The sequence below is a fragment of the Caballeronia grimmiae genome (genome assembly GCF_022879615.1).
GTDB classification, from domain to species: domain Bacteria; phylum Pseudomonadota; class Gammaproteobacteria; order Burkholderiales; family Burkholderiaceae; genus Caballeronia; species Caballeronia grimmiae.
Window position 1 is genome coordinate 827564 of the sequence record NZ_CP084273.1, and the last position, 26422, is coordinate 853985.

Below are 26422 nucleotides of genomic sequence, written 5' to 3' on the forward strand. Positions count from 1 at the left end.
GTGTCTGCTAGGCGTGATATCGGTTGATGCTGCGGTCAGTAGCCGAATGCTGCAAGACCAGTTCATCGCTCGATGCACTGTCTAACCCTTCGTCGCGGTAATCTGCAAGTATTGAACGCCCGGCACTGTCACGCTCCAAGCTCGCACGTAGCGTTTCGCATCCCAACAGCGTCCGAAGTTGAGCAGCCGGAACCGGGCGACTAATAAAATAGCCTTGTATCGCGCTGCAGCCTTCCGACACAGCGAAGCCGAATTGTTCGGCTGTCTCCACGCCTTCCATCGTGGTCGGAAGCCCAAGACATGCGCTCATCGTGATGATTGCCCGCACGATCCCGACACTTTCTGCGTCGTGAGGAATGTTGCGGACGAATGACTGGTCGATCTTGATCTTGTCGAATGGAAACTTGCGGATGTAGCTCAGGGACGAGTAGCCCGTGCCGAAATCGTCCATTGAGATTCTCACGTGCATGGCACGCAGATGGTTCAGCGTATGAAGCGTGCGAGCCTCGTCCATGAGTAGGACGCCTTCGGTGATTTCGAGCTCGAATCGCTGTGGCTCGAGTCCGGCTTCCTTGAGTGCCGATACGACATTCGACGCCAGCGCCTTGTCGCGAAATTGCACGGGCGACAGATTGATCGCCACGCCGATGCTCGCAGGCCACGTCGCCGCTTCGGCACAAGCTGTTCGCAGCACCCAGTTGCCCAGTGGAATGATGAGGCCCGTCTCTTCCGCGATCTCGATGAACTCCGCCGGAGAAACGAGCCCGCGCTCGGGATGCCGCCAACGCACCAGCGCTTCGGCGGTGGCGATGCGCCCGGTTTTGGCATCGACCAGCGGCTGATAGTGAAGCTCCAGTTGTCCGTCCGTCAGCGCGCGCCGCAATCCGGCTTCCAGCGCCTGTCTTTCCTGCGTCTTGTCGTTCAATGCGGACTCGTAACGCCGATAGGTGCCCTTGCCGTCCGCTTTCGCCGCATAGAGCGCGAGATCCGCGTTGCGCAGCAGTTCAGCGGGAACGGCGCCGTCTGCCGGGTAAAGCGCGAAGCCGACGCTTGCGCCGAGGTGAATCGACTGACCATCCACGACGAACGTCTCGCTGTTGCATGCTTCGACGATGCCGACGCACAGCGCGCACGCCGCTTCCGCATGGGCGCCGCTGTGCATTACCGCGAACTCGTCCCCGCCAAGGCGCGCGACGACGTCGTCGGCCTTGACGAGCGCCCGCAACCGATCAGCTATCTGCATCAGGACGGTGTCGCCTGTGAGATGACCGAACGTATCGTTCACTTGCTTGAAGCGATCGAGGTCGACCATGACGACGGCAAAGGGCTTGCCGGCATCGGCGGGAAGAGCGGTTTGCAGCGTAAGCAGCTCATAGAAGCTCGCGCGGTTGGGCAGGCCCGTGAGCGAATCGTTGAAGGCGAGCGCGCGCATCTTCGCCTCGGTGCGCAGGCGTTCCCGTTGGTCGCGCACCGCGATGACGGTTTGCAATTTGTGGCCCAGCGGTACTTCCGAACGAAGCACGCGAACCGGGATGCGCTGCCCTGTCGCGCCGACCAGTTCCGTTTCGAGCTCCTCTTTCTCGGGCAAGCGGGCGAGATCGATGTGCGGAAGCAGCGCGCTGACATGCCTCCCTGCAAGATCGTCCTGTTCAAAGCCCGACAGGCGCTCGATACTGCTGTTCGACGTGACGATCACGTTGCTTTGGGTGATGAGCAGGCCTTCCAGTGCAACGTCGGCGAGGTCGCGCAGCCGTCGCCTGTCTTGCCGGATTCGCGCTTTCGCCGCGAGGTCGAATCGCCAGCCGAGCACCGCCAGCATGATCAGCGCAAGCGAGACGCCAGCGACGACGGGCGTAACGGCCTGGGGAGAAACGGCATCGGAGGGAAAGGCAACGCTGGGATCGTAGCGCAACCTCATCGCCGCCATGCCGCAGAAATGCAGCAGCGCGATCGCGAAGAGCATCAGCGGAGCGGCGCACTGCCGGATGCGCCGGTTGCGATTGGCGATCGCCACCATGGACAGGCCGAACAACGGCAGACTCACTGCAATCGACGACAGGACCAGTTCCAGGTCCCATGACACCGTGCCCTGTACCAGATAGGCGCTCTGTCCAATGTAGTGAAGGGCCGCCACGCCAGTACCGATGATCATCCCGGCCAGGAACTGTCGTGGCGAGCGCGGATCGGAGATCGACACGGTTGCGCCCGCGCCGATGCCGATGATCGCGCAGGCCAGCGACACCGCCGTCAGGAATGGTTCGAACGCCGCGGGCATGTGCGGCTCGAAAGCGAGCAGCACGATGAAGTGTGTCGCCCACGCCGTGCATCCGCTTGCCACGACATTGACCACGCCCCAGTGAATCCGCGCTTTGCCCGACGCGCGGGCGGCATGTCGTCCGACTGCGAAGGATGCGTAAATGCCGATAGCGCATACGAGGCAAGCAAGCAGCATGAGCCTCGTGTCGTGCGCGTGAAGAATGCAGTCGATGACTCGGAGGCCCGGTGCGTTCTTATGTTCCATTTTTGTCCGGTTCTTGTAGCTGGTGCCGCTGCAGCGCGAGGGTGTTTTGAAACGAGTTAAGCGTTATGTCGGCGTGTGGGTCTGGAAACTTGAGTGATTAAGTATCTTGAAGTGGCGAAGCTCTTTCATCGGCGCATTGCTGTCAATTCTCGGCGTGCGCGCTTCAAAGTGTGTCTGTTTGCAGAGGGCGTTGGTCGATACCATGCGGATCACTTCCCATACCGTCCGCTTGCCCGAGTGTGCCCATGAAACTGAAGCTCTATCAGATCGACGCGTTTACAAGCGACCTCTTCAAAGGAAATTACGCAGCAGTCGTTCCGCTGGACTCATGGCTTTCCGCTTCCCTGATGCAAGCGATCGCTAGCGAAAACAATCTGTCGGAAACGGCGTTCGTCGTGCGCCGGGATGATGGAGAGTTCGATATCCGGTGGTTTTCCCCGCTCAAGGAAATCGCCTTCTGTGGGCACGCGACGCTCGCAACTGCTTTCGTTCTATTCAAGCACCTTCCTCAAGCTACCCACATAGATTTCCATGCTCGAGCGACCGGGGCGTTCTCGGTGCACCGCCGGTCACAAGGTCTGATAGAAATGAACTTTCCACGGCGCGAGTACGAGCCAACGAAGGACGTTCCCGGCGACCTTGTGCGCGGTTTATCGATTCAATCTAAAGCGGTCTTTACGAGCGAGCAGGCCTACATTGCCCTGTACGACACGGAGACCGATGTACGCGCCGTCGTGCCCAACCTGGAACTCATCGCGCAGCTTGGTCCACGAGACGTCGTGGTGACTGCGCCCGGAGACCGTCACGACTTTGTGTCTCGCTACTTTTGGCCGGCAAACGGCGGCGCTGAAGACCCGGTGACCGGGTCCATTCACGCGGCTCTTGCTCCGCTCTGGTCGAACTTGATCGGTAAAAGAAAACTCGTTGCGCTACAGGCTTCGGAACGGAGCGGCATTCTGTATTGCGAGCTTGAAGCGGACAGAGTGCTGATATCGGGTCATGCGGTGCAATATCTGGAAGGAACGATCGATTTGTCGGCTGCACAATTGTCGTGAGGCGCTATTCGATCCGCGCCTCGCCATTTCATTGTTGAGCTAGAGAAGTCATGCCGGACTTCACGAGCTTGAGACGCTTGCGATCGCAACGCCGCGAATAGGCGCGATACCGGCAGCAAATTCGAGTTCTGATCTCTCGTTCCACCTTCCGAGGTACGCGCGCCGATCGTGTTTGCCGGGCGGGATCGCCCTGAGCTTTGTCATTTTGCGCACTGTGCGCGGCCTTCAAGCTTCACGGCTTTTATATGCGCGGCATTCTATGCATACGACGCGCTTCGCTTAGTCGGGGCTTCGCTTCTCTGGTATGTGGCCTGGCAGGCGCATACACACACAAATGGCCGATCCTTTCGTCGTGCGCGACCTGCCGGCCGCAGATTGGTCACGCGCGCTACGGCTGAACCGGTTACATGCCTGAGACGCCGATCCAGCCGGCGTTTTGAAACAGGCCACCCCCTCGTACCCGCAAAAACAAGACGCTCGTTCGCCGGAGAAATCGCCGTGAGCGAGGCGCGCAAAAGCTTGAGATGCTTGCGGCCTTACCTTCAGGCGAGTCGCGAGCGCTTACCGCGGTGTGGCGGATAGAAGAAGGTCGCGGACCGCGGTAGCGTACCGACCACAACTTTGCCGACAGAAGTAACTCTGTCGTTTTCTCGCATCAGTCGGGTAACACCTTATCGAGTAGTTGTTACCGATTCTCGCCTCTACGCGCCCCATGCGTGCGAAGAAGTAACAAAAAGAATCAGGCGCAGCGCAAGAAGAAACCGAAAGCTAAAGCCGCCTATCAGCATTCAATCACGCTTTAACCGTCGAAGTGAAGAAAATATCCCTCTCTTCGCGCACGATTGCGTGCGTTGGATTTTCTGTAGCAAACGATTGCTCGATGTAACTAAATGTTGCAAATACCGGTGCGTAGTCAGACAATTTGTTTGCGCCTCGACGATGCGGCGCGTTGAGCAAGTCGAACTTCTAACTGGTCCGCCGCCATGATCCACGCTTCCTCCGACCTCGGTTCCATCCGCGAGTTGAATATGTCGTATCTCATGCTCGCTCAACGCGTTCTGGCGGCCGACCGCGAGGCGGCACAGGCGCATCTGGGTCTGTCGTCGGAAATGGCGGACACGCTGCTCAAGCTCTCGCCGGCGCAGACGGAAAAGCTCGCGTCGTCGTCGCAACTGCTGTGCTTCTTCCGCCTGAGCGCCGATGCGATGCTCGGTGGTCTCGCGAGCCGCGGCCACGAAGCGACGGCTGCGGCGTCCGTGTCCAATCACGTTCTTCTCGCAGCCTAACCATGAGCACGACCACGTCCACCAAGCGCCTTGCTGATGACGCCGCCGACGTACTGCGCGCAGTCAAGCTGATTCAGCTTGGCGCTCGCATGCAGGTGCTGGAGTCCGAGTTCCCGAAGCTCTCGCGTGAACGACTGATCCGCCTTTATCGGGAAGTCAAAGGCGCATCGCCGCCCAAGGGCATGCTGCCGTTCTCGGAAGACTGGTATTTGACATGGGCGCCGAACATCCATACGTCGATGTTCGCCAACGTCTATGCTTTCCTCGAAGCGAACAGCGAAGGAATGGATCGCGTCGACCTGCTGACTCGCGCCTACGCGCTCTACGCAGAGCATTTCCAAATGAACGGCGAGCCGTTACAGATGGACCTGACGCGCGCCTGGACGTTTATCCGCTTCAAGGATGCCGGAATTCTGCGTCTCGCGGGTTGCACGCGCTGCCGCGGCAAGTTCGTCGCGCACGCGCATGAACCGTCGCACTCGATGGTTTGCGGGATCTGCCAGCCGCCGTCGCGAGCAGGAAAAACCAAGGCCGCCGCGAAAGCAGCGCTCGAGCGAAGCGCGGCATTGCAGGCCCAGGCGGCCTGAATCTTTTACCGGCTGCAAGCGGCTCTCTGCAGGTTTGAGAGCCGCAGAAACTTATCCCGAAGCGCTTCTTGCGCGCTGAGTCGGACGTCGAACGCGGCGGGCTTCGCTTATCGTTCGTCACATTGCAGAAGGTGAGTACTTGCTGCTCACGCATACAGCAGCCGCTGCTCGTCCAACGTGAATCGACCGTCGATCCTTCTGGAGCGGAAGCGGTTGACGATTCGCTCGCACCCATTCAGATCGACTCGCCCGCTAGATGTCGAAGGCAGCGCACATGGCCTATCGATCGTCACATCCGAGAAGTCGAGTCGCGTGGACGTGACCTTCAGCAGCCGCTGCTCGTCCAACGTGAATCGACCGTCGACCCTTCGGAAGCGGAATGTCGTTGACGATTCGCTCGCGCTCCCATTCAAGTCCTCTCGCCCAATATTTGTCGAAGGTAGCGGGCTTGGCTTGTTGATCTTCACATCGGAAAAGTTCACTACGTGCTGCACCCGCGTGAGCGCAACGTGCAGCAGCCGCTGCTCGTCCAACGTGAATCGACCGTCGACCCTTCGGAAGCGGAATGTCGATCCGCACGCGTTTCCATTCGAGTCCCCTCGCCCGATGAATTGTCCATATGACATCGAAGGCTCGAGCCTCGAGCGTTGACGTCGAGCGAGCGCACACAAGTAGTCGATGCATTCGATAACCCGCAATAGCAAGTCGCACCAGAAGGGCCCGCGCGCCAATGCCTGAGCTTCCCCAAACTTCCAAATAGCAACAAAGCGGTTCAACGACTTGACGCTTGCCGAGAGAGAGAAGCTCCCGCACTCCGTAGCTCGATAAACAGTGGAAACGGTCAATCCCTCTCAAACTCGGCGTTTCGTGCTTAGCAGCCCTTCCACCGCGAAGACGCTCTCGCCAAGGCTGGCCCGGTCTTGTCAACCAACAAGCCCTGATCAAGCAACTCCATCACGGCGCACTAGATTTTTCCCTGCATCGCTTCGTGCCGTCGGCTACGGGAATTTTGGAACGGCATGCGCGTCCCACTACCCCCGCCCAATGACGCCAGCCGCGCCGCGCCGACAACGCCAGAGCAATCAATCGGCGGTCTTGAACACACCCATCGTCACGCGCAGAGTGTCGCGCCTGATCTCGGGCTGAACCGACAGCAGCCTCAGCTTAAAACGCCACCTCAAGCTGCAGTTTTGAACACGCCCATCGTCGACCGCAGCGTTTCAGCCTGATCTTGAAGCGAACCCGCCGCAGCCGCAGCCTGCTCAACGAGCGCCGCGTTCTGTTGCGTGACCTCGTCCATCTGACTGATCGCCTGATTCACCTGCTCGATGCCACGGCTTTGTTCGTTGGAAGCAGACGCGATCTCATCCATGATGTCCGTCACTTTCTGGATTGCCGAGCCGATCTTCGCCATCGTTTCTCCGGCCTGACCGACAAGCTCGGTGCCCGCGTGAACGCGCGTGCTCGATGCTTCAATCAGTTCGCGAATCTCCTTCGCCGCCGTAGACGAACGCTGCGCCAGGCTGCGCACTTCGCCCGCGACCACTGCAAAACCGCGCCCCTGTTCACCGGCACGCGCGGCTTCCACCGCCGCGTTGAGCGCCAGAATATTGGTCTGAAACGCGATGCCTTCGATCATGCCGATGATTTCCGCGATCTTGTGCGAGCTTTGCTCGATCTCGGCCATCGTGCCGACGACGTTCCCGACGATAGTCGCGCCTTCGTGAGCAACATCGCGTGCCGTTCCAGCCAGCCCGCTCGCCTGACGCGCGTTTTCGGAGTTGTGCTTCACGGCCGCGGTCAACTCCTCCATGCTCGCCGCCGTCTCCTCGAGCGATGCTGCCTGCTGCTCGGTGCGTGAGGACAAGTCCGTATTCCCGACCGCGATCTCGCGGCTCGCGCTTGCAATCGCGTTGGCGGACGTCTTCACACTTTCGATCGCAGCCAACAACTGACCGCGCATGCGAGCCATCGAATACATCAGGCTCGAACGGTCGTCGGCTGCCGTCGCGACATCAACGGCGAGATTGTTATCCGCGATCTGGTTCGCTACTTCGGCGGCATATGCCGGTTCGCCGCCCATTGAGCGAAGAATGCCGCGATTGAGGCGCGACACCACAAGGCTCAACGACACCGCGATCACAGCCAGCACGCCGAGACTCCAGCCGAGCGAGCTATAGAACGCCGCATCGATGTCGTCGATATAAACGCCCGTGACGATAAACCAGTCCCACGGCTGATACCACGACACGTAGGACATCTTCGGCAGGATCTCATTGCTGCCGGGCTTCGCGAACGAATAGTACGTGTAGCCTGCGCCCTGGCGCTTGCCTACATCGATCAGATCGCGATACAGATAGACGCCGTTCGGGTCCTTGAATTCCATCATCGTCTTGCCGACAAATTCGGGTTTCATCGGATGCACCAGCACCTTCGCCTGCGAATCGAAGACACTGAAATAGCCGTTGTCGCCAAACCGAATATCGCGGATTGCGTTCAGCGCGCCTTGCCTGGCCTGCTCTTGCGTGATCTCGCCGGTAGTCGCCTGCTGCGCGAATTCGCGGATGATACTGTTCGCAACCTCGGTGGCGTGCTTGATGCCCAACTGGGTCTGTTCCATGCGCACCGCTCGCATGCGGTAAGCGTCAGCAATGGAGATCCCTGCAAGGCATACGAGGCTAAGCAGCAGGGGCAGCCAAAGTTTTCTAGAGAAAGTCATGCGTCGTTAGTCGTTGAATGTCGTTGATTGCGTGGAAACCGTCATAGGGTCTTGGCGTACATTCGCATTAACGGCTGTGATCTGCGTGACTTGACAGGGGACGCACGCTCGATCGCCGGGCGGGACAGCTTTCGGGCGACGTGTTCCTATCGGGGCGAAGGAATGCGACGCATGCGGCCAGCCAGTTCGGCTTCATCGACCGACTTCAATAAGCATGATTTGATGGCGTTCGATAGAAGATGCTGGTTCGTCGGAACTGGCTTCGCACGTGGTTGTTCGGTCATCTGGCCTATAAAGCTTTCGCACGCGGCCGCCGATATATATGTCAGCCTGGACGCGAAAGGCAAGCGGCAAGACTTCGCCTTGAGAGCAAACTGCGGCCACGGCGCGCAACAGGATGCGACTGCGGGCGACCGGAGAGCAGCGCTTCAGAAGTGCGCGGACAAGCATTGCAGGATTGACGGATCGCGCAGACGTTGATCGAACGCTCGTTCGACAACAACTTACGCGCAAAGACGTGCTTATCGTGTCGGCCTTATCGGCGTTCGGACGATTGCTCCATGAAGCAGAAGCGCACGCTGACCACTACCACTACGCGCCAGCCGCGCGCCGGACCATAAGCCGCCCCTACCCCGACGCCAGCCGCAAACGGCAACTGGAATATCTCATCGCCCGCTCTCGTCACCTATCATTCTGGTTTTGAGAAGAATCACGATGAAGCACGACGAATACGACGTAATGAATGTCGACGGCGCCCGCCCGGTGAAGATGTGGACCAAGGGCGTCCCCGTCGAAGACGAAGCCAGGCGACAACTGAGCAACACGGCCCGGATGCCGTTCATCTACAAGCACATAGCGGTGATGCCCGATGTTCATGTCGGCAAGGGATCGACGATCGGCAGCGTGATCCCGACGCTCGGCGCGGTGATTCCGGCCGCCGTCGGTGTCGATATCGGGTGCGGAATGATGGCAGCCAGGACGACCTTGAGCGCAAACGATCTGCCGGACAATCTGGGCACATTGCGCAGCGCCATCGAGCAGGCCGTTCCTCACGGCATGTCGCCTAAAACGCGCGGGTTCAAGGGCCGGGACAAAGGATCGTGGGAAAAGCCGCCGCAGCCTGTCGATCAGGGCTGGGCGAAGCTGAAAGACGAATTCGATGTGATCGTGCAGAAGACTCCGAGGCTTAGGAACACGAACAACTACACGCATCTGGGCACGCTTGGAACAGGCAATCACTTCATCGAAGTCTGCCTCGACGAAGAAGGCTTCGTGTGGCTGATGCTGCACTCCGGGTCCCGAGGCGTGGGGAACGCCATCGGTTCGCACTTCATCGAAGTCGCAAAGCAGGACATGCGCACGCATTTCGTGAATCTTCCCGATCAGGACCTCGCCTATCTGCAGGAAGGAACGCAGCACTACGACGACTACGTCGAGGCTGTCGGCTGGGCGCAGAAGTTCGCTCGCATAAACCGCGAAGTGATGATGCTCAACCTGATCGCCGCGGTTCGCACGGTCATCACGAAGCCGTTCGAAACGCACGTCGAAGCGGTGAATTGCCACCACAACTATGTGCAGAAGGAACATCACTTCGGCAAGGACGTGCTTTTGACGCGCAAGGGGGCGGTGTCGGCGCGCGAAGGTGAACTCGGCATCATTCCCGGTTCGATGGGGGCAAAGAGCTATATCGTTCGCGGCAAGGGCAATCCCGAGAGCTTCCATAGCTGCAGCCACGGCGCTGGACGCACGATGAGCCGCACGGAAGCAAAGCGCCGCTTCACCATCGACGATCAGATGCGGGCGACGCAAGGTGTCGAATGCCGCAAGGACGTGGACGTGATCGATGAAATCCCGATGGCCTACAAGGACATCGACGCGGTGATGGAAGCGCAGCGGGATCTGGTTGAAGTTGTCCATACCCTCAAGCAGGTCGTTTGCGTGAAGGGTTGAGGGCGGCATGCGGCTCGAAGACCATGCGAGTGCGACGGCAGCAACGTGTACTCGCGTTGCACCGAACAGAGTGATTCGACAGAAGAAAGCTGAACCACCGCCGGTCCATTTCGCAGCAAGACGCCACGACGAAGGGGCTTGCCGGCTCGACGCCCTTCCAGCCGCCGCCGACGAATTTCCATCCACCGGTTTACAAAGTTTTGTCGCTCCGTCAGAATGCGTCCTTCAAATGCGAATGGTTCGCATTTCACACACATTCACGACGAAGAAAAATGACCACAGCAGCATGCGGCGGATGGACCCTGCGGCCCTCGACCTTGGCGGTACTTCTCCTGTTCGCCACGACTCACTGCGCAATGGCGCAAGAAAACGATGCCGCGGCATCGCCGTCATCGCCGGGGGCGGCCGATGCGACGCTTCCCGCTGTCTCAGTCACCGCGACCACTGAAAGAGACCAGGGGCAGCACTTGCAGAGCGATGTCAGCTCCGGCGCGCTTGGCACGCGCACGCAGCTCGACACGCCCTACTCGACGACCATCGTCACCGGCGAAGAACTCGCGGATCGGCAAGCGAAGAAGCTCGGGGATGTCTTCTCGCAGGACGCGTCCGTGTCGGACAACAGCAATCCGTATAACGCATGGGCAAGCTACATCACCGTGCGCGGCATGCAGCTCGACTGGCAAAACGGCTTTCGCATCGACGGTCAGCCGTTCAACGCCTACGGCATCACGATGCCCTACGAGCAACTTGAAAGCGTGCAATTGCTGAAGGGGCTCTCCGGCTTCATGTATGGCTTCGGTGCGCCGGGCGGCGTCGTGAACTACGTGACGAAGAAGCCGCCGCTCATGGACCGGCAGATCGCGAGCGTCGATGTCGGCTATGCGTCCACCAACGTGTGGTCGGAGCATATCGACCTCGGGGGGCGCGTTGGACCCAACGCCATGTTCGGTTACCGTTTCAACGCCACGCATGAGGAAGGCAAGACCTACAACGACGGCAACGTGCGGCGCGATTCATTCTCGCTGTCCGCCGACGCCCGCCTCACCCGCGATCTCACCGCGACGTTCGGCGCGTTGTACCAGGAGCGGCATGCATCGGGCATCACGACGGCGATATCGACCGCTGAACTCACGGGGAACACACTGCCCGTGCCATTGAGCGGTGGAAGCAGCACGCTCGTCACACCCGATCAGCACCTCAACACGAACCTGCAGCTTTATACGGCTGGCCTGCGCTACAACCTGAATCAGGACTGGACGATCTCGGCGACTTACAGCTTTAGCAAGAGCACGCGTTACCGCAATGAGAGCACGTTCTACCTGACCGATCCCGCCGGCGACTACAACGATACGCGCTACGAAGGCAAGGAGGGGCATCAGCTGAACGCGTGGCAGATCATGGCCGAGGGCCTGGTGAGGACGGGGCCGTTCCAGCATCAACTCGTGTTCGGCGCGTCGTATCAGAAGCAGACGAACGACAACACCGCGAACTCGTTCTACGATCAGATCGGCATCGGCAACATTTATCAGCCGAACACGAACCGCTACAGCGGCGGCGGCTACACCACCTATCGCAATGCGGACATCGTGCAGAAGGCGCTTTTTGCGAGCGATACGATCGCGCTGACGTCGCGCTGGTCCGTGCTCGGCGGCGTGCGCTTCACGAATTACGAACAGCACGGTTACGGTGTCGACGGCGCGACGACTTCGACGTACTCGAAGAACGGGATCGCCACACCGTCGGTCGCGTTGATGTACAAACTTACGCCCGGCACGACCCTTTATGCGAGCTACGTCGAATCGCTCGAAGCGGGGAACGTCGTCGGCACGACATACGCGAATTCGGGCGCGGTGCTGAACCCGCTGCGCAGCAAGCAGTACGAAGTCGGCGTCAAGACGCAAAACGAACGCTGGAGCGCGACTGCCGCGCTGTTCCGCATCGAGCGCGGTGCGCAGTACGCGAATAGCGACAACGTCTTCGTCGAAGATGGCGAGTCCGTGTTTCAGGGCGTGGAAGCAGGCGCGGACGTGCGGCTAGGCCGCGACTGGACCGTCGGCGGCGATGTGATGTGGATTGCGACGAAGTACAAGAAAGGTTCGGACTACGACGGGAATCGCGTGGCGGGCGCGCCGGGCTTCGTTGCGACTGCGCACGCGGCCTATTCGGTGCCGGTGGTGCCGGGTCTGACGCTGGGTGCATCGGCCAAGTTCACGGGCAACACGAGCCTGCGTCCTGCGGGCGACATCAAGGTTCCGGGCTACATGATCTACAGTCTCGGCGCGACTTACACGACGAAGATTGCAGGACATAACGTCGGCGTGCGTGCGGCGATCGATAACCTGACGAATCATCGCTATTGGGAATTCCAGTACGCCGACTATATTCAACCGGGCGAACCGCGCACCCTGGCGGTCAATGCTCGCGTGGAGTTCTGAGGACTGTAGCTCGTCTGGATTCGGGAAGGGTGGTCGTGGGTGAGCGGCGCGGCCTCCTTCTTTCAATCGGCGTCGATATGGAGTATTCCAGAATCGCCTCGCAGATACCTTCCAGCGCGAACGAACTCTCACAGTAGCCCGCGATACCGGGCGTCGTGACCGAGCCGCCCATCGATGCAATATGCAGAATGCGCCCGCCTATGACATAGCGATTGCACCAACGCCATCCGATAACGCACCTCTCAACGCATCTGTGTCACCGCGATGCCAATCACCATCGCCCCAATCGCGCCATCGAACAAACGCCACGCGCCCGCACGCCGAAACAGCGGAGCGAGCAACCGCGCGCCGTAACCGAGCGCGATAAACCACACCAGACTCGCAGCCATTGCGCCGATGGCGAACGCCAACCGCGCATCGGCGGGTTCGCGAGCGCCGGCCGTGCCGATCAGCAAAAAGGTGTCGAGGTACACATGCGGATTCAGCCACGTCAACGCAAGCGTCGTCAAAATGGCCGCACGCGCACCGACCGTCGACGCCGTCTGGCCGCCGACCGTGGCATCCATCGTCGCGTGTGACGGCTTCCATGCGCGCCACAGTGCATTCAGACCGAACCACAGCAAGTAGGCAAGCCCGACGTAGAGCAGCGCATGCACCACGCGCGGATAGCTTTCGACCAATGCCGATGCCCCGCCCACCCCTGCTGCGATCAATGCGAAATCCGACAGTGCGCACAAAACGACGATCTTGCCGACGTGCGAGCGCATGATGCCCTGCCGAAGGACGTAAGCGTTCTGCGCACCGATGGTGACGATAAGCGACGCGCACAGGACCGCGCCGTGAGAAAAGGAAAGCCAGTTCATGGATGCAATGGGAATCGGAAGAGAGTTGGACAGACCCGACGAGTTGCGCTAGATTGCCCGACAGCTTCGACGAAGCAAAGCTAATTCCCTTTAATCCGATTAAGCAACGCTAATGCTCGACTACGCCCTGTTCGATGCCCTGTGCGCCGTCGTTCGTCACGGCTCGTTCGAGCGGGCGGCGCGCGCGCTCAACGTGACCCCCTCGGCGGTCTCACAGCGCGTCAAGCTGCTGGAAGAGCGAGTCGGCACGGTGCTCGTCAAGCGCGGCACGCCCTGTGTCGCGACGCCGTCCGGTGCGCTCCTGTGCCGCCATACCGAGCGGGTGCAGATTCTCGAAGCACAGCTTGCGGGCACGCTGCCCAATGTGCCTGGACTCGACAACGGGCGGCCTACGTTGCGCGTCGCCGTCAACGACGACAGCGTCGGAACCTGGTTCGTCGATGCCGTTGCGCCCTTCTGTGTCGAGCGGCAGATTCTGCTGGATCTCGTCATCGACGATCAGGATCACACCGCGCAACTCATCCGCGAAGGCGCGGTGCAGGCCGCCGTCACCACGCAGGCGGAGCCGGTGCAAGGCTGCCGCTCGACGCCTCTCGGACGCATGCGTTACTTCGCGGTCTGCTCGCCGCACTTCCACGAGACGTACTTTGCCAACGGCGTGACGCGCGAAGCGTTGCGCGCCGCGCCGTGCGTTTCTTTCAATGCAAAGGACGAGTTGCAGCAGCGCTTCATCCGGCGCGTGACACGTGCGGAAGTCAACCCGCCGCTGCACTGGATACCGCATGTCGCGGGCTTTCTGCGTGGATGCGTGGCCGGACTCGGTTGGGGCATGTGCCCGGAGCGCATGATCGGCGAACATCTCGAGCGCGGGGAACTCGTGCAGATGGCGCCCGGCCGTCACCTCGACGTGGCGCTGTACTGGCAAAGCTGGCGGCTGTCCATCGGCTGGCTCGACGAGTTCGGCGCGATGCTGCGAACGCGCGCCGCCGAGTGGCTCGGGTAGTGTCTGGTTCGATTTTTCGGTGAAGCCGCGCCATAAGCGATCGGCCTACGGCGCCTACGTCCCAGCTTTAAGCCGCCGCTTTCGTCACCGCATTCTCCCGCTCAAATTGCTCCATTAACGCCGTACGCTTCGCTTCGGCCATCTCGGCGTGACGCTCCTTGACATGCCCGAAACCGCGAACGCTTTGCGGCAACTTCGCAAGCTCGACAGCCGTCGCAAGCCGTGGCGCATCGAGCGATTCAAGCACCTCGCGCATCGATGCTTCGTACGCGTCGATCGCCTTGCGTTCCCGCCGACGTTCAGCCGTATATCCGAACGGATCGAGCACGGACCCTCTCAGCACTTTGCCTTTCGCCAGCATCCTGAACACCGTCAGCATCCAGCTTCCGTATTCCTGTTTGAGCAATCGCCCTTGCTTGTCCTTCTTCGCCAGCAACGGTGGCGCGAGATGGAATCGAAGCCTGACATCACCTTCGAACATCGCCGTCGCGCGCTGGGCGAAGTCCGTGTCCGCGTACAGCCGCGCGACCTCGTATTCGTCCTTGTACGCCATCAGCTTGTATAAGCTCACGGCAATCTCGCGACTGACTTTCTCACCGCCCACGCGGTCGCGTTCTCTTTGAGCCGCTTCTCTGACATAACGCTCATAGCGATGCGAGTATGCGGCACTCTGATAAGCCGTCAACCTCCGCACGCGATCAGCAATGATCTGCTCCAGCGATTGTCTCCTGGGCGGCATCGAAACGACGCTCACTGGGTCGCCGATACCCGCCGCTGTCTTCACCGTGCTAAGGTCGAGCGCCGCTTGCCGGCCCCACGCGAATGCCGTCTTGTTCATGTTGATGGCCGCGCCGTTCAGTTCGATCGCGCGCATCAACGATTCTTCTTCGAGCGGAACGAGCCCGCGCTGCCATGCAAAGCCAAGCAGGAACATGTTGGTCGCAACGGCGTCGCCCATGAGCGCGGTTGCAATGCGCGTCGCTTCGAGTGAATCCGTGCGCAGCGAATGCGCTTGCACCTGCGCGAGCAAGCCTTGCGCCGATGCGGACCAGTCCGGATCGCGGGCAAAGCTGCCGGTCGGAGCGACATCGGTATTCACGACGGACACCGTGCGAGCGGAATCGCATAGTGCAACCGCATCCTTGCCCGCAGCCACCATCGAGTCGCAGGCGAGGATCAAGTGCGCTTTCCCGGATGCAACCCGCGCAGCATGCAGCGCGTCGGGCGCGCGTGCGATCCGGATGTGCGACATCACCGCGCCGCCCTTCTGCGCCATGCCCGCCATATCGAGGACGAGCACGCCCTTGCCTTCGATATGCGCTGCCATTCCCATCAACGCACCGATCGTCACGACACCCGTTCCGCCGACACCGGTCACCACCACGTTGTACGGCTCGCTCAAGTCAGGCAGCGACGCCGCCGGAAGGCCGGACGGAATGGCAATTTCCGCCTTGCGCGACTTGCGCAACGTGCCGCCTTCCACCGTCACGAAGCTGGGACAGAAACCCTTCACGCATGAGAAGTCCTTATTGCAGGAGCTTTGGTCGATGGCGCGCTTGCGGCCGAGCGGCGTTTCGAGCGGCAGGATCGACACGCAATTCGACTGCGTGCCGCAATCGCCGCATCCCTCGCAGACTTCCTCGTTGATCAACACGCGGCGTGCAGGATCAGCGAGTTTTTTCTGCTTGCGGCGCCTGCGTTTTTCAGCGGCGCACGTCTGCGCGTAGACGATGACCGTCACACCCGCCACGTCGCGTAGCTCGCGCTGCAGTTCGTCCATCTTGTCGCGATGCAAAAGCCGCGTGCCCGCCGGCAACGCAGCCGCGTCGAACTGCCCGGGTTCGTCCGTCACGAGATGAACCTGCTTCACGCCTTCGGCGGCGACCTGATTCACGATCTGCAGCACGCTCGGCCCGCCCTCCACGGGCTGTCCGCCCGTCATGGCGACGGCGTCGTTGTAGAGAATTTTGTACGTGATGTCGACGCCCGCCGCGACCGCCGCCCGAATTGCCAGCGAACCGGAGTGCATATACGTGCCGTCGCCGAGATTGGCAAAGATATGGCGCGTCGTGGTGAAGGGCGCCTGTCCGATCCACGAAGCGCCTTCGCCGCCCATCTGCGTGAACGTCTCCGTGCTGCGGTCCATCCACATCGACATGAAGTGGCAACCGATGCCTGCCACCGCCCGGCTGCCCTCGGGCACCTTGGTGGACGTGTTATGGGGACACCCGGAACAGAAATACGGCACGCGCTGCGGGAGCTTCATGTCCAGCGCAGGACGCGCCTTGTTGCCTGCGAGGGTATCGAGAAAAGCGTGAACGCTCGACGGCAAGCCATCTGGTCCGAAGACGCGCGCGAGCCGCGCCGCGATGGTGGCCGCGATCGTCGAAGCGTTGAGTTCTCCATTCGGCGATAAAAGAATGCCGTCCTTGGGGACCTGCACCCATTCGCCCACTTCGGCGTACTTGCCGACCACGCGCGGACGCGACGATACCGGCTCGTTGTACAACTGCTCCTTGATCTGATACTCGATGATCTGCCGCTTCTCTTCGACGACGAGAATCTCCGATAGACCGTCCGCGAACGCTCGGACGCATTGTGGCTCGAGCGGCCACGAGACGCCGATCTTCAACAGGCGAATGCCGAGCGCGCTTGCGGCATCCTCGTCGAGCCCGAGCAGCGCAAGCGCCTCGCGGGTGTCGAGGTAGCTCTTGCCCGTCGTCACGATGCCGAACCGTGCCTGCGGCGCGTCCCAGAGTTGTCGATTGAGCCGGTTCAATCGCACGTATTCGAGGAGCGCGTAAAGCCGTTCGCGCTGAAGCCGGTTTTCCTGTTCCAGCGGCGCGTCGGGCCAGCGCAAGGAGAAACCGTCGGGCGGAACGGGATAGCTGTCGGGGATGTTGATCTCGACCGAAGCCGGATCGACTTCGAAAGACGACGACGTTTCGATCGTGTCCGTAATGGTCTTGAAGCCGACCCAGCATCCCGAATAGCGCGACATCGCCCAGCCGTGAAGGCCGAATTCGACGAATTCCCGAACGCCGGACGGGTTCATCACCGGCATCATCGCGGCGATAAACGCATGTTCGCTTTGATGCGGCAAGCTCGACGACTTGCAACTGTGATCGTCGCCCGCGATGACGAGTACGCCGCCATGCCGCGACGTCCCCGCGATGTTGCCGTGCTTGAACACGTCGCCGCTGCGGTCGACGCCCGGCCCTTTGCCGTACCACATCGCGAACACACCATCGACCGTCGCGTTGGGATCGAGGTTGACCATCTGCGTGCCCCAGACCGCCGTGGCCGCCAGTTCTTCGTTGAGGCCCGGCGTGAACCGGATGGCGTTCGCATCGAGGTGTTTCCTGGCTTTCCACAGTTCCTGATCGACCGCGCCCAGCGGGGAACCGCGATAACCGGATACGAAGCCTCCCGTCTTCAAGCCCTGAGACTCGTCGCGCTGTTTCTGGGCTAGCAGCATCCGCACGAGCGCCTGAGTGCCGGTCATATAGACGCGTCCGTGCGGCTTCACATACTTGTCTTCCAGCGAGATGGACATCGTCGAGTCTCCGGGTATGTCTTTGGTTTCCACGGAGTGTAGGAAGCGCCTCGCTCATCGTAAAATCATAAATTCGGAAACCCGCTATGACTTTTTCGAATGCCGAGCGACATCACGATCCGTCAATTGCGGTACTTCGTCGCCGCCGCGCAAAGCGGTCAGATTTCGATGGCCGCGGCAAACGAGCATGTGTCGCAGTCGGCCGTGACGAACGCGGTGTCGTCGCTCGAAAGCGCGCTCGGGACGAGGCTCTTCGAACGCTTGCCCCATGGCGTCGCGCTGACGCTGGACGGCCACGACTTCTACAATCACTCGCGGCACGTGCTCGACTCGCTCAGTGATGCGCTTCACAAGTCCCGCTCCCGCTCGAAAGAAGCTCAGGGAACGGTGCGCATCGGGGCTTCGTACACGGTGCTCGGATACTTCCTTCCCGAAGTGCTCGCGCGCTTTGCCGCGAGTTATCCGCAAGTGCACTTCGAATTGCACGACCTCGACCGGGCGACACTGGAAGCGTCGGTGGCGTCGGGCGGCATCGACGTGGGCGTGGCCATCCTGTCAAATCTGGAGTCCATCGGCCGATTCGAACATCGCAGCCTCGTCAGTTCGCCAAGAAAGCTGTGGGTCGCGCCTTCGCACCCGCTCGCGAAAATCCAGCGGCCGACTCTTCGCGATATCGCGGCGCATCGCTACATCATGCTGACCGTCGACGAGGGCGAGGAATCCGCACTGCGCTACTGGAAGAAGGTCACGCCTCAGCCGGACGTCTTCCTGCGCACGGGATCGATGGAAGCCTTACGCGGACTGGTGTCGCACGGATTCGGCGTGACGATTCTCTCGGAGATGGTGTTCCGGCCGTGGTCGCTCGAAGGCAAGCGCATCGAGGCGCGCGAGATCGCCGATCCCGTCCCGCAGATGGACGTAGGCATGTTGTGGAAGAAGGGCTCGCCGTTGTCTCCTGCGGCGAGCGCGTTCGTCGATTTCCTCGGCTACGGGCGCGGAGTTTAGGGGACGCCAGATGCGCATCGATCACTACAGCCTCGAACTCTTCATCTCCGTTGCGGAGACCGGCTCCATCGCGCGGGCGGCGAGCCTGAATCACATTGCTGCATCCGCACTGAGCAGGCGGCTGACCGATCTCGAAGCAGTGATGGGCCTGCCGCTGCTCATCCGGTCGGCGGCCGGCGTCGAACTGACGGAAGCGGGACGTCATGCGCTTTCGTGCGCGAAGTCGGTCGACGGCCAGTTGCGGCAGATGGCGCGCGAGATACAGTCGCTCGGCGGGCAGGTGGCCGGGACGGTGCGGCTATTCGCGAACGCTTCAGCGATCGTTGGCTTCCTGCCGGAGCTGCTCAAGGGCTTTCAGGCTGCGTATCCGCTCGTGGAGATTGCGCTCACCGAGCAGATCAGCGACGAAGTGGTCCGCGCATGTCTCGACGGTCGCGCCGACGTCGGGATATCGGCGAATCCCGAGGCGCCGTCACAACTGCAAACGTGGCACTTCGCCGATGACCCGCTGATGGTCGTGCTGCCGCCGGGGCACGACCTCGAGCAGCACGACACGGTCGCTTTCGACGATGTGATCCGCTACCCGGTGGTCGCATTGCAGGCGGGCGGCTCGCTGGATCAGGTCCTCAAGGAGCGGGCTGAAGCGGCCAGAACGCCGCTGAAACTCGTCGTCACCGTGAACAGCTTCGACGCGCAGTGCCGGATGGTCGAAGCCGGTCTCGGCATTGGCGTCGTGCCGACGAGCGCCGCGTCGGCCTTCGCCGGATCGCGCAATTTCGTCCGCAAGCCGCTCGATGAAGCGTGGGCCCGCAACCGCTCGCTGCAAGTCCACGCGCACCGGAAGACGCCGGCACTGCGCGCGGTTCAGGCCCTCATCGATTTCCTCACGCATAAGGGTTAATTCCGATCTCGCAATCTGCGAGAGGGCCCTTGCTCAATCAGCACTTCCACCGTTGCGCGCTTGCCGTCTACAGTCTCCTCCCAAGGAGACGTTCGATGGCAAGCCTAACCCTGACGGGCCGGATTCTTTTTCTCAGCACGGACCCGGACCTCGTGCAACGACAGCTCGAAGGCCACGACCTCACGCTCGCCACGGCGGGCGCGCTGAGAGACGACATCTCGACCGACGAGATCACGCCGATGAGCGTCCTTACGCGCTTCGACGAACGGCTCGGCGCGGTGCCTTACGTCGGGTTTCATACGGGCGAGCGCAATCCCATCGGCCACAACGCCGTCCGCGACGGCAAGTTCTGCGTGACGGTCGGCGGGAATCGCTACGGCAAGGGATCGTCGCGCGAGCATAGCCCGCTCGCCGAATACAGCGCCGGCATTCGGCTCGTCATCGCTCACAGCTTCGAGCGGATCTATCGGCAGAATGCGGACAACCTCGGACTCTTCACATCGACAGACTTCGGGTTGATCGAGCGCATCCAGCGCGGCGAGGCGGTCGACATCGAAGAGCTGGTCGGTTCCCGCGACGCTCTCGCAGCCGCGATCCTTCGTAACGGCGGGCTTCTTCGATACGGCGCGGCGCACATGAAGGAGATCGTTCCGGTATCGGCCGAACCGAGCAGCGGGCCGCGCACGCTGACCCAGAAGATACTCGAGCGTCATGCGCTGAAAACCGAAGGAACCGACGGGACGCTTGCTCCCGGCTCGGGGACGTTCGTGCGCGCCGACTGGCGCTTCATCCACGAGTACTACACCGGGATGGCCGCGCACATGCTGCACAAGACCTTCGGCCGTCCGCTGACTTTGCATCAGCCGGAGACGATCCTAGCGTTCGAAGATCACCTGTCTTATTCGCACAAGAGCGAGCTTCATATCAGGAACGGCCTGCTTCCCAACGTGCGCGAACTGTCGAGCGCGCATCGTCAGTTCGCGAGGGACTACGGGCTGGTTAATCACGGTTATCTGAATGAACGCGACGGCGGCATCGAAGAAGGCTCGGAAGGCATCTCGCACGCGATGATGGCGGAGCAGTACGCGCTGCCGGGCCAGGTCGTCGTCGGCACCGACTCGCATACGCCGCACAGCGGCGCGCTGGGATGCGTGGCCTTCGGCGTCGGCACAACCGACATGTCGAATGCGTTCGTCACGGGCGCGGTTCGCCTGACCGTGCCGCAGTCGCTGCGTGTCAATCTCAACGGTCGCGTGCCTGCAGGCGTGACAGCGAAAGACATCGTCCTGCATCTTCTGGCCGATCCCGCGATTCGCAAGGGCTCGGGCGTGGGCAAGGTTTTCGAATTCGCTGGCCCGGCCATCGCCGACCTGACCACCGACGAACGGACCACGCTGACCAACATGACCGCCGAACTCGGCGGCTTCACCGGCATCGTTGCACCCGATCAGGAGACGGTCCGCTTTCTGAAGGAACGACGCGGCATCGACTTCGTGCTCGAACCGTGGATGTGCAGCGATGACGGCGCGGCCTACGCAGCCGTGATCGATATCGACTGCTCCGGCATCACGCCGATGCTCGCGGCGCCCGGCGATCCCGGCAACGGTGTGCCCTTGTCCGCGCTCAGCGAGCGGCCGGCGGTGGACATCGCCTACGGCGGATCGTGCACGGCCGGAAAGCGCGAGGACTTCGATCACTATCACGAAGTGCTTTCTTGGGCTGCCGCTCGCGGGCTGTCGGTGCCATCGAACGTGCAGCTTTTCCTGCAGTTCGGAACCTCCGACGTGCGCGACTATTGCGTCGCGCGTGGCTATCTGAAGGCGTTCGAGCAGGTCGGCGCGGTATTGCTGCAGCCCGCTTGCGGCGCGTGTGCGAACTGCGGCCCCGGCTCGTCGACGGAGTCGTCGCAGGTCACGATCAGCGCGATCAATCGCAACTTCAACGGCCGGTCGGGACCGGGAAAAGTGTGGCTCGCGAGCCCGCCTACCGTCGCGGCGAGCGCCATCGCCGGCAAGGTGACGTCGTTCGACGAGTTGCAACGGCTCTACGCCTGACGCGTTCGTTGCTCGCTTCGATGCAGCAATGAGGCGAGCAGCCGCCCCGCATGCTTCAGTTTCAGCGCACCCGACCACCACAATACTATTCAGGAGACACCTATGGCCATCGCGGAAAGTACCCCGGGCTTTCGAGCGCCAGCCGAAAGCGCGTCAGGCGAAGCGATCACCGGCATAACCGGCGGTGAAGTCGGTGAAATCTCCGCCCGGCTGGACCGGCTGCCCGCGACGAAGGCGGTATGGAAACTCATCCTGCTTCTGAGCCTCGGCTTCTTCTTCGAACTGTACGACCTGCTCTTCACTGGCTACATTGCGCCGGGACTGGTCAAGAGCGGCATCCTTTCATCGACCACGCACGGGCTGTTCGGCACATCGGGCGTCGCGAGCTTCATTGCGGCGCTGTTTTCCGGCCTGTTCATCGGCACGGCGGCATGTGGCTTTCTTGCCGACAAGTTCGGCCGCCGCGCGATCTTCACTTACTCGCTGCTCTGGTACGTCGCGGCCAACGCGATCATGGCGTTTCAGGACACCGCGTTCGGCCTGAACCTGTGGCGCTTCATCTCGGGGCTGGGTATCGGCGTCCAGTTGATCACCATCGGCACTTATATGTCCGAACTCGCGCCGAAGCATTTGCGAGGCAGGGCCTTCGCGGTGTGTCAGGCCATCGGCTTCTCGGCTGTGCCGGTCGTCGCTTACCTGTCCTACTTGCTCGTGCCCGTCGCGCCGTTCGGCTTCGACGGCTGGCGCTGGGTCGTTTTGATCGGCGGTGTCAGCGCGCTGTTTGTCTGGTACTTCCGCCGCAACCTTCCCGAGAGCCCGCGATGGCTCGCAAGCAAAGGCCGCGTCGATGAAGCCGACGCCGCCCTGAAGAAGCTCGAGGCGCAAGTCGAAAGCCAGTTCGGGCAGCCGCTGCCGCGGCCGGGTCCGTCCGAACCCGTTCCGCGACGCGCGAGTTTCGCCGATATGTGGAAGCCGCCCTATCGCCGCCGGACCTTGATGCTCATCATCTTCCACATCTTCCAGACAGTGGGCTTCTACGGCTTCGCGAACTGGGTTCCGACGTTGCTGGTGAAGCAAGGCATCACGGTCACGTCCAGTTTGCTATACACCACGGTCATCGGACTCGCGGCGCCGATCGGCCCGTTGCTGGGCTACTGGATCGCCGACCGCTTCGAGCGCAAGCACGTGATCGTCGCGATGGCGTCGGTGAATATCGCCGCTGGTTTGCTCTTCAGTCAGGCAGGCTCGCCCGCCACGATCGTCGTCCTCGGCGTGCTCCTCACGTTGGCCGGCAATATCATTTCATTCACGTATCACACCTATCAACAGGAGCTTTATCCGACGACGATTCGCGCCCGTGCCGTTGGGTTCGTGTACTCGTGGAGCCGCCTGTCCGCCGTCTTCAGTTCGTTCGTGATTGCGTTCGTCCTGCGAGATTTCGGCGTTCACGGTGTCTTCGTGTTCATTGCGAGCGCGATGTTCTGCGTGATTCTCGCGATAGGCCTGATGGGTCCCCGAACCTTGGGCAAGTCTCTCGAAAGCATCTCCCACTAGCGAACCGGCGGCAAGCGCGCTGGACCTTCTCAGCGCGCTTGCCCCAGTTGCTCGTCGATCGTCCTCGTTAGCGGCGATTGCACGTCGCCCGTGTGCTTCGTCTGCACCGGCTCGATCAGCACGATCCAGCATTCTTCATCGGCGACGGGATTGTGCAGCGTGCCGCGCGGCACGACGTGCATCGAACCAGCAGGCAAGTCGACGACGCGGCCGCCTTCGTACTCGATCTTCAAATGCCCGCGCACGACGAAGAAGAGTTCGTCCTCGTGCTTGTGGTCGTGCCAGACGAGCTGGCCGCGCACCTTTGCGACCTTTACGTATTGATCGTTGACCTGCGCGACGACTTTGGGCGACCAGTATTCGGACACATCGCCGAATGCGGCTTCGAGGTTGAACGATTCGGCAAACGCAATAACGGACATCATCATCTCCAGATGGACAGGACGGATGCGGCCAGCAGCGCACCCATCGCAAGATTGAGCATGCGCCAGTGAGCCGGCGTTCGCAGCACCCGCGCAAGCAATGCACCGAGCGCGCACCATAGCGCAAGCGAGCCGCTCGCGGCCACGCCAAACGCCGCCCCAAGCAGGACCGCGAGCTGGCGAGGACTGCTCGCAAGCATCGCGAACGAAGCCGCCGCGCCGACGGTCATCGCCCAGCTTTTCGGGTTCAGCCACAACAGCAACATGCCGTTCGCGAGCGTGACCGGCTGCGCGGGACCGCTATTCGCAGTCGGCGGGCCGCTTCGAGCCACGCGCCATGCGAGCCACAGCAGGTACGCCGACCCCAGCGTCTTCACAACGATTTGCAGCGCGGGCATTGCTAGCAGCATGCTGCCTAGACCGAGTGCGGCGACGGCGGCGAGCAAGGCAAGACCGATCGCGATGCCGAGCATCAGCGGAATCGAGCGCCTGAAGCCGAAGCGTGCTCCCGACGCGGTGGCGAGCGTCGTCGCACCGCCGGGTGTGATGGTCGCGACAACCGCGAACAAGAGAAGCGAGAGATCGAGCGAAGCCATCGGTGCGCATGCGAGTGAGCCAGCCTGCACTCTATCGGTCGCGGATGCATCAGCAAAACCAATAATATTGATGCCGCGCATTACGCCCCATAATGCATGTATGCCTCGAAACCTCGATCTCGATCTGATCCGCACTTTCGTCACCGTCGCCGACAGCGGCAGCATGACGGTCGCCGCGAACCGGCTGCACCTCACGCAAGGCGCCGTCAGCCAGCAGGTCAAACGACTCGAAGACGTGCTGGACTGCCTGTTGTTCGTGCGCAAGACGCGCAAGCTCGAACTAACGCGACAAGGCGAGCAGTTCCTCGTCAAGGCGCGTCAGTTGATGCGGCTGAACGATGAAATATGGGGCGACCTGACCGGGCAGTCGCTGAGCGGCAGTCTGCGCGTCGGCGTGCCGTACGATCTGGTGACGCCGCTCGCCCCGGCGATGAAAGCGTTCGCCGAGACGCATCCGCTGGTGGAAATCTCACTGGTCTGCGGCGCGTCGCCGGAATTGCGCGAGGCGCTGGATGGCGGGCGGGTGGATGTATCGCTGGCGGAATACGCTGCGAGCGAGGCCGAGGGCGAAGTGATTCGCGTGGAGCCGCTCGTCTGGGTGACGGGGCGTGACAGCGACGCGTGGCGGAAGCGGCCCTTGCCTCTGTCGATGGTGGACGAACGCTGCGCCTTTCGCCCGGTCGTGCTCGGTGCCCTCGCGGACGAAGGCATACTCTGGCGCACCGTGTTCGAGAGCGGCAACATCGAGGCCACTGCCGCGACGGTGCGAGCGGGCCTTGCGATTACTGCGTGGCTTGTGTCCACGGTGCCCGCCGACCTCGAGACGCTCGCGCCTCGCGTAGCCGGTTTGCCTGCGCTCCCATCGTTCGCCATCTGCCTGCTGTTGCCGAAGTCGGTTCAGCCGGCGGCGCTCGAGTTCGCACGCTGCGTGCGGGAATCGATGGCGGGTGACGTCGCTTCGAGCGGGCAACTGGCGAGCGTTGCGTGACGCCGGCGCCATTCAATGGTTCGCTTCTCGTCAGCGTTAGGCCATGGATTCGACTGCGCGCGCGATCGACTCATGCTGAAACGCCTTCCGGTGATACGCGTGAAAACCCGAAAGGGAAAAGCTCTGCATTGCACCTAAACGCTTCAGCCATGACCGAACTCGCCCTGCTCCCGGGTGTGTTTGGTAAAGCGATTGAATGATTCAGTGGGCGCGGCAATGCAGAACGCGGTCTAGCGCCCTTCGCACGCGAACGGCGCGGTCTTCGAACACGTAAGAAGCAATTAGCGCGAGCACACCTGCGATTGCTCCGGTGAGGACGTGCTCTAGATAAGGGACGCGATAGCGGCTCGCGTGCGAATAGGCATCACCCAACATGCTCAGCACGGCGACAACGGCCGCATTGCCATAGCGATTCGTATAGAGCTTGCGCGCGGGAGTGAACGTGACGAGCACCGCCAACAGGCCAGTGAAGAGACCGGTCCTGAGCGCTATCGTCCAGTGCGCGAGACTCATGACCTGGCTCCAGCTGCCCGGCATGCATGTCATGCAAGCGCACGTCGGCTGCCAGAAACGCTGAATGAACCGTGCGGCGCGATGCTTCCAGTCGTTGGCCATGATCGTCCTCGGGTGCCCCGTTTGTGAACTATACGACGCTCCGTTGACAAAGTGCATGCGGTTCCTCGTTGCAACAAACGACCCGGTCCCGGTGCCGCATGTCAGATCCAGGAAACGATTCCGACTGCAAGTGTTGATCCCGTAAATCTGAGTTGTCGTTCGCATTGCGGCGAAGCGCGGCGGATTCACCCAGACTTGACTAGCTACTGAATGCACGGGGCCGCGTCTCAAAGTCCTGTTCCGACTCAATCCACATCGTTAGTCTTCCTTTTTAATCATCCGGAAGTGAATTGGACCGCTTCGATTTAAAAG

The 26422-nt window shown here is 61.5% G+C and carries 18 protein-coding genes; 11 read left to right on the top strand and 7 right to left on the bottom strand.

Going from position 1 to position 26422, the window contains the following annotated elements:
• Window positions 1–7: 7 nt before the first annotated feature.
• A complete protein-coding gene (locus tag LDZ21_RS23020; protein ID WP_244796273.1) occupies window positions 8–2521 on the bottom strand; it encodes a bifunctional diguanylate cyclase/phosphodiesterase in 2514 nt (837 codons plus the stop codon).
• Between the two features lie 245 nt (window positions 2522–2766).
• Between LDZ21_RS23020 and LDZ21_RS23025 the strand changes: the two genes are divergently transcribed.
• The 3 genes from LDZ21_RS23025 to flhC all read left to right on the top strand — a co-directional run bounded on the left by LDZ21_RS23025 (window position 2767) and on the right by flhC (window position 5449).
• A complete protein-coding gene (locus tag LDZ21_RS23025; protein WP_244796274.1) occupies window positions 2767–3576 on the top strand; it encodes a PhzF family protein in 810 nt (269 codons plus the stop codon).
• A 983-nt stretch (window positions 3577–4559) separates the two neighbouring features.
• Window positions 4560–4862: a flagellar transcriptional regulator FlhD gene (locus LDZ21_RS23035; protein WP_035963108.1), complete on the top strand. Its 303-nt coding sequence runs from the start codon at window positions 4560–4562 to the stop codon at window positions 4860–4862.
• A gap of 2 nt (window positions 4863–4864) precedes the next feature.
• Window positions 4865–5449, top strand: a complete 585-nt coding sequence (gene flhC, locus LDZ21_RS23040) for a flagellar transcriptional regulator FlhC (protein ID WP_244796275.1) — start codon at window positions 4865–4867, stop codon at window positions 5447–5449.
• Between the two features lie 1177 nt (window positions 5450–6626).
• On the opposite strand, the gene LDZ21_RS23045 is transcribed toward flhC, so the two are convergent.
• Complete coding sequence (locus LDZ21_RS23045) at window positions 6627–8168, bottom strand: methyl-accepting chemotaxis protein (RefSeq protein ID WP_244796276.1); 1542 nt, start codon at window positions 8166–8168, stop codon at window positions 6627–6629.
• A gap of 714 nt (window positions 8169–8882) precedes the next feature.
• Between LDZ21_RS23045 and LDZ21_RS23050 the strand changes: the two genes are divergently transcribed.
• On the top strand, window positions 8883–10118 hold the full coding sequence (locus LDZ21_RS23050; RefSeq protein WP_244796277.1) for an RtcB family protein: 1236 nt from the start codon (window positions 8883–8885) through the stop codon (window positions 10116–10118).
• A 356-nt stretch (window positions 10119–10474) separates the two neighbouring features.
• The gene (locus LDZ21_RS23055; RefSeq protein ID WP_244796278.1) at window positions 10475–12553 is read left to right on the top strand and encodes a TonB-dependent siderophore receptor; all 2079 of its coding nucleotides are present in this window, start codon (window positions 10475–10477) and stop codon (window positions 12551–12553) included.
• A 242-nt stretch (window positions 12554–12795) separates the two neighbouring features.
• Here LDZ21_RS23055 and LDZ21_RS23065 read toward each other — a convergent pair whose 3' ends face one another.
• Complete coding sequence (locus LDZ21_RS23065; protein ID WP_244796279.1) at window positions 12796–13416, bottom strand: LysE/ArgO family amino acid transporter; 621 nt, start codon at window positions 13414–13416, stop codon at window positions 12796–12798.
• Window positions 13417–13528: 112 nt separating this feature from the next.
• Here LDZ21_RS23065 and LDZ21_RS23070 point away from each other — a divergent pair, with 112 nt between their 5' ends.
• On the top strand, window positions 13529–14419 hold the full coding sequence (locus LDZ21_RS23070; protein ID WP_244796280.1) for a LysR family transcriptional regulator ArgP: 891 nt from the start codon (window positions 13529–13531) through the stop codon (window positions 14417–14419).
• 67 nt (window positions 14420–14486) lie between these two features.
• Here LDZ21_RS23070 and LDZ21_RS23075 read toward each other — a convergent pair whose 3' ends face one another.
• Window positions 14487–17975 carry an indolepyruvate ferredoxin oxidoreductase family protein gene (locus LDZ21_RS23075; RefSeq protein WP_244796281.1) on the bottom strand — a complete coding sequence of 1163 codons (3489 nt, stop codon included), beginning with the start codon at window positions 17973–17975 and terminating at the stop codon, window positions 14487–14489.
• 99 nt (window positions 17976–18074) lie between these two features.
• Here LDZ21_RS23075 and LDZ21_RS23080 point away from each other — a divergent pair, with 99 nt between their 5' ends.
• The 4 genes from LDZ21_RS23080 (at window position 18075) to LDZ21_RS23095 (ending at window position 23489) form a co-directional block, all read left to right on the top strand.
• Window positions 18075–18980 carry a LysR family transcriptional regulator gene (locus LDZ21_RS23080; protein WP_244796282.1) on the top strand — a complete coding sequence of 302 codons (906 nt, stop codon included), beginning with the start codon at window positions 18075–18077 and terminating at the stop codon, window positions 18978–18980.
• A gap of 10 nt (window positions 18981–18990) precedes the next feature.
• Window positions 18991–19881, top strand: a complete 891-nt coding sequence (locus LDZ21_RS23085; RefSeq protein WP_244796283.1) for a LysR substrate-binding domain-containing protein — start codon at window positions 18991–18993, stop codon at window positions 19879–19881.
• A 95-nt stretch (window positions 19882–19976) separates the two neighbouring features.
• Window positions 19977–21935: an aconitase family protein gene (locus tag LDZ21_RS23090; protein WP_244796284.1), complete on the top strand. Its 1959-nt coding sequence runs from the start codon at window positions 19977–19979 to the stop codon at window positions 21933–21935.
• Window positions 21936–22037: 102 nt separating this feature from the next.
• Entirely contained in the window at window positions 22038–23489 is a 1452-nt protein-coding gene (locus LDZ21_RS23095; RefSeq protein WP_244796285.1) for an MFS transporter, read from the top strand.
• Window positions 23490–23518: 29 nt separating this feature from the next.
• On the opposite strand, the gene LDZ21_RS23100 is transcribed toward LDZ21_RS23095, so the two are convergent.
• Together LDZ21_RS23100 and LDZ21_RS23105 are read right to left on the bottom strand one after the other, a co-directional pair.
• The gene (locus tag LDZ21_RS23100) at window positions 23519–23911 is read right to left on the bottom strand and encodes a cupin domain-containing protein (protein ID WP_244796747.1); all 393 of its coding nucleotides are present in this window, start codon (window positions 23909–23911) and stop codon (window positions 23519–23521) included.
• Window positions 23912–23913: 2 nt separating this feature from the next.
• Window positions 23914–24507 (bottom strand): LysE family translocator, encoded by a 594-nt coding sequence (locus LDZ21_RS23105; protein ID WP_244796286.1) that lies wholly within the window; start codon window positions 24505–24507, stop codon window positions 23914–23916.
• A 100-nt stretch (window positions 24508–24607) separates the two neighbouring features.
• Between LDZ21_RS23105 and LDZ21_RS23110 the strand changes: the two genes are divergently transcribed.
• Window positions 24608–25495: a LysR substrate-binding domain-containing protein gene (locus LDZ21_RS23110; protein ID WP_244796287.1), complete on the top strand. Its 888-nt coding sequence runs from the start codon at window positions 24608–24610 to the stop codon at window positions 25493–25495.
• Between the two features lie 201 nt (window positions 25496–25696).
• On the opposite strand, the gene LDZ21_RS23115 is transcribed toward LDZ21_RS23110, so the two are convergent.
• A complete protein-coding gene (locus LDZ21_RS23115; RefSeq protein ID WP_244796288.1) occupies window positions 25697–26110 on the bottom strand; it encodes a hypothetical protein in 414 nt (137 codons plus the stop codon).
• Window positions 26111–26422 lie beyond the last annotated feature (312 nt).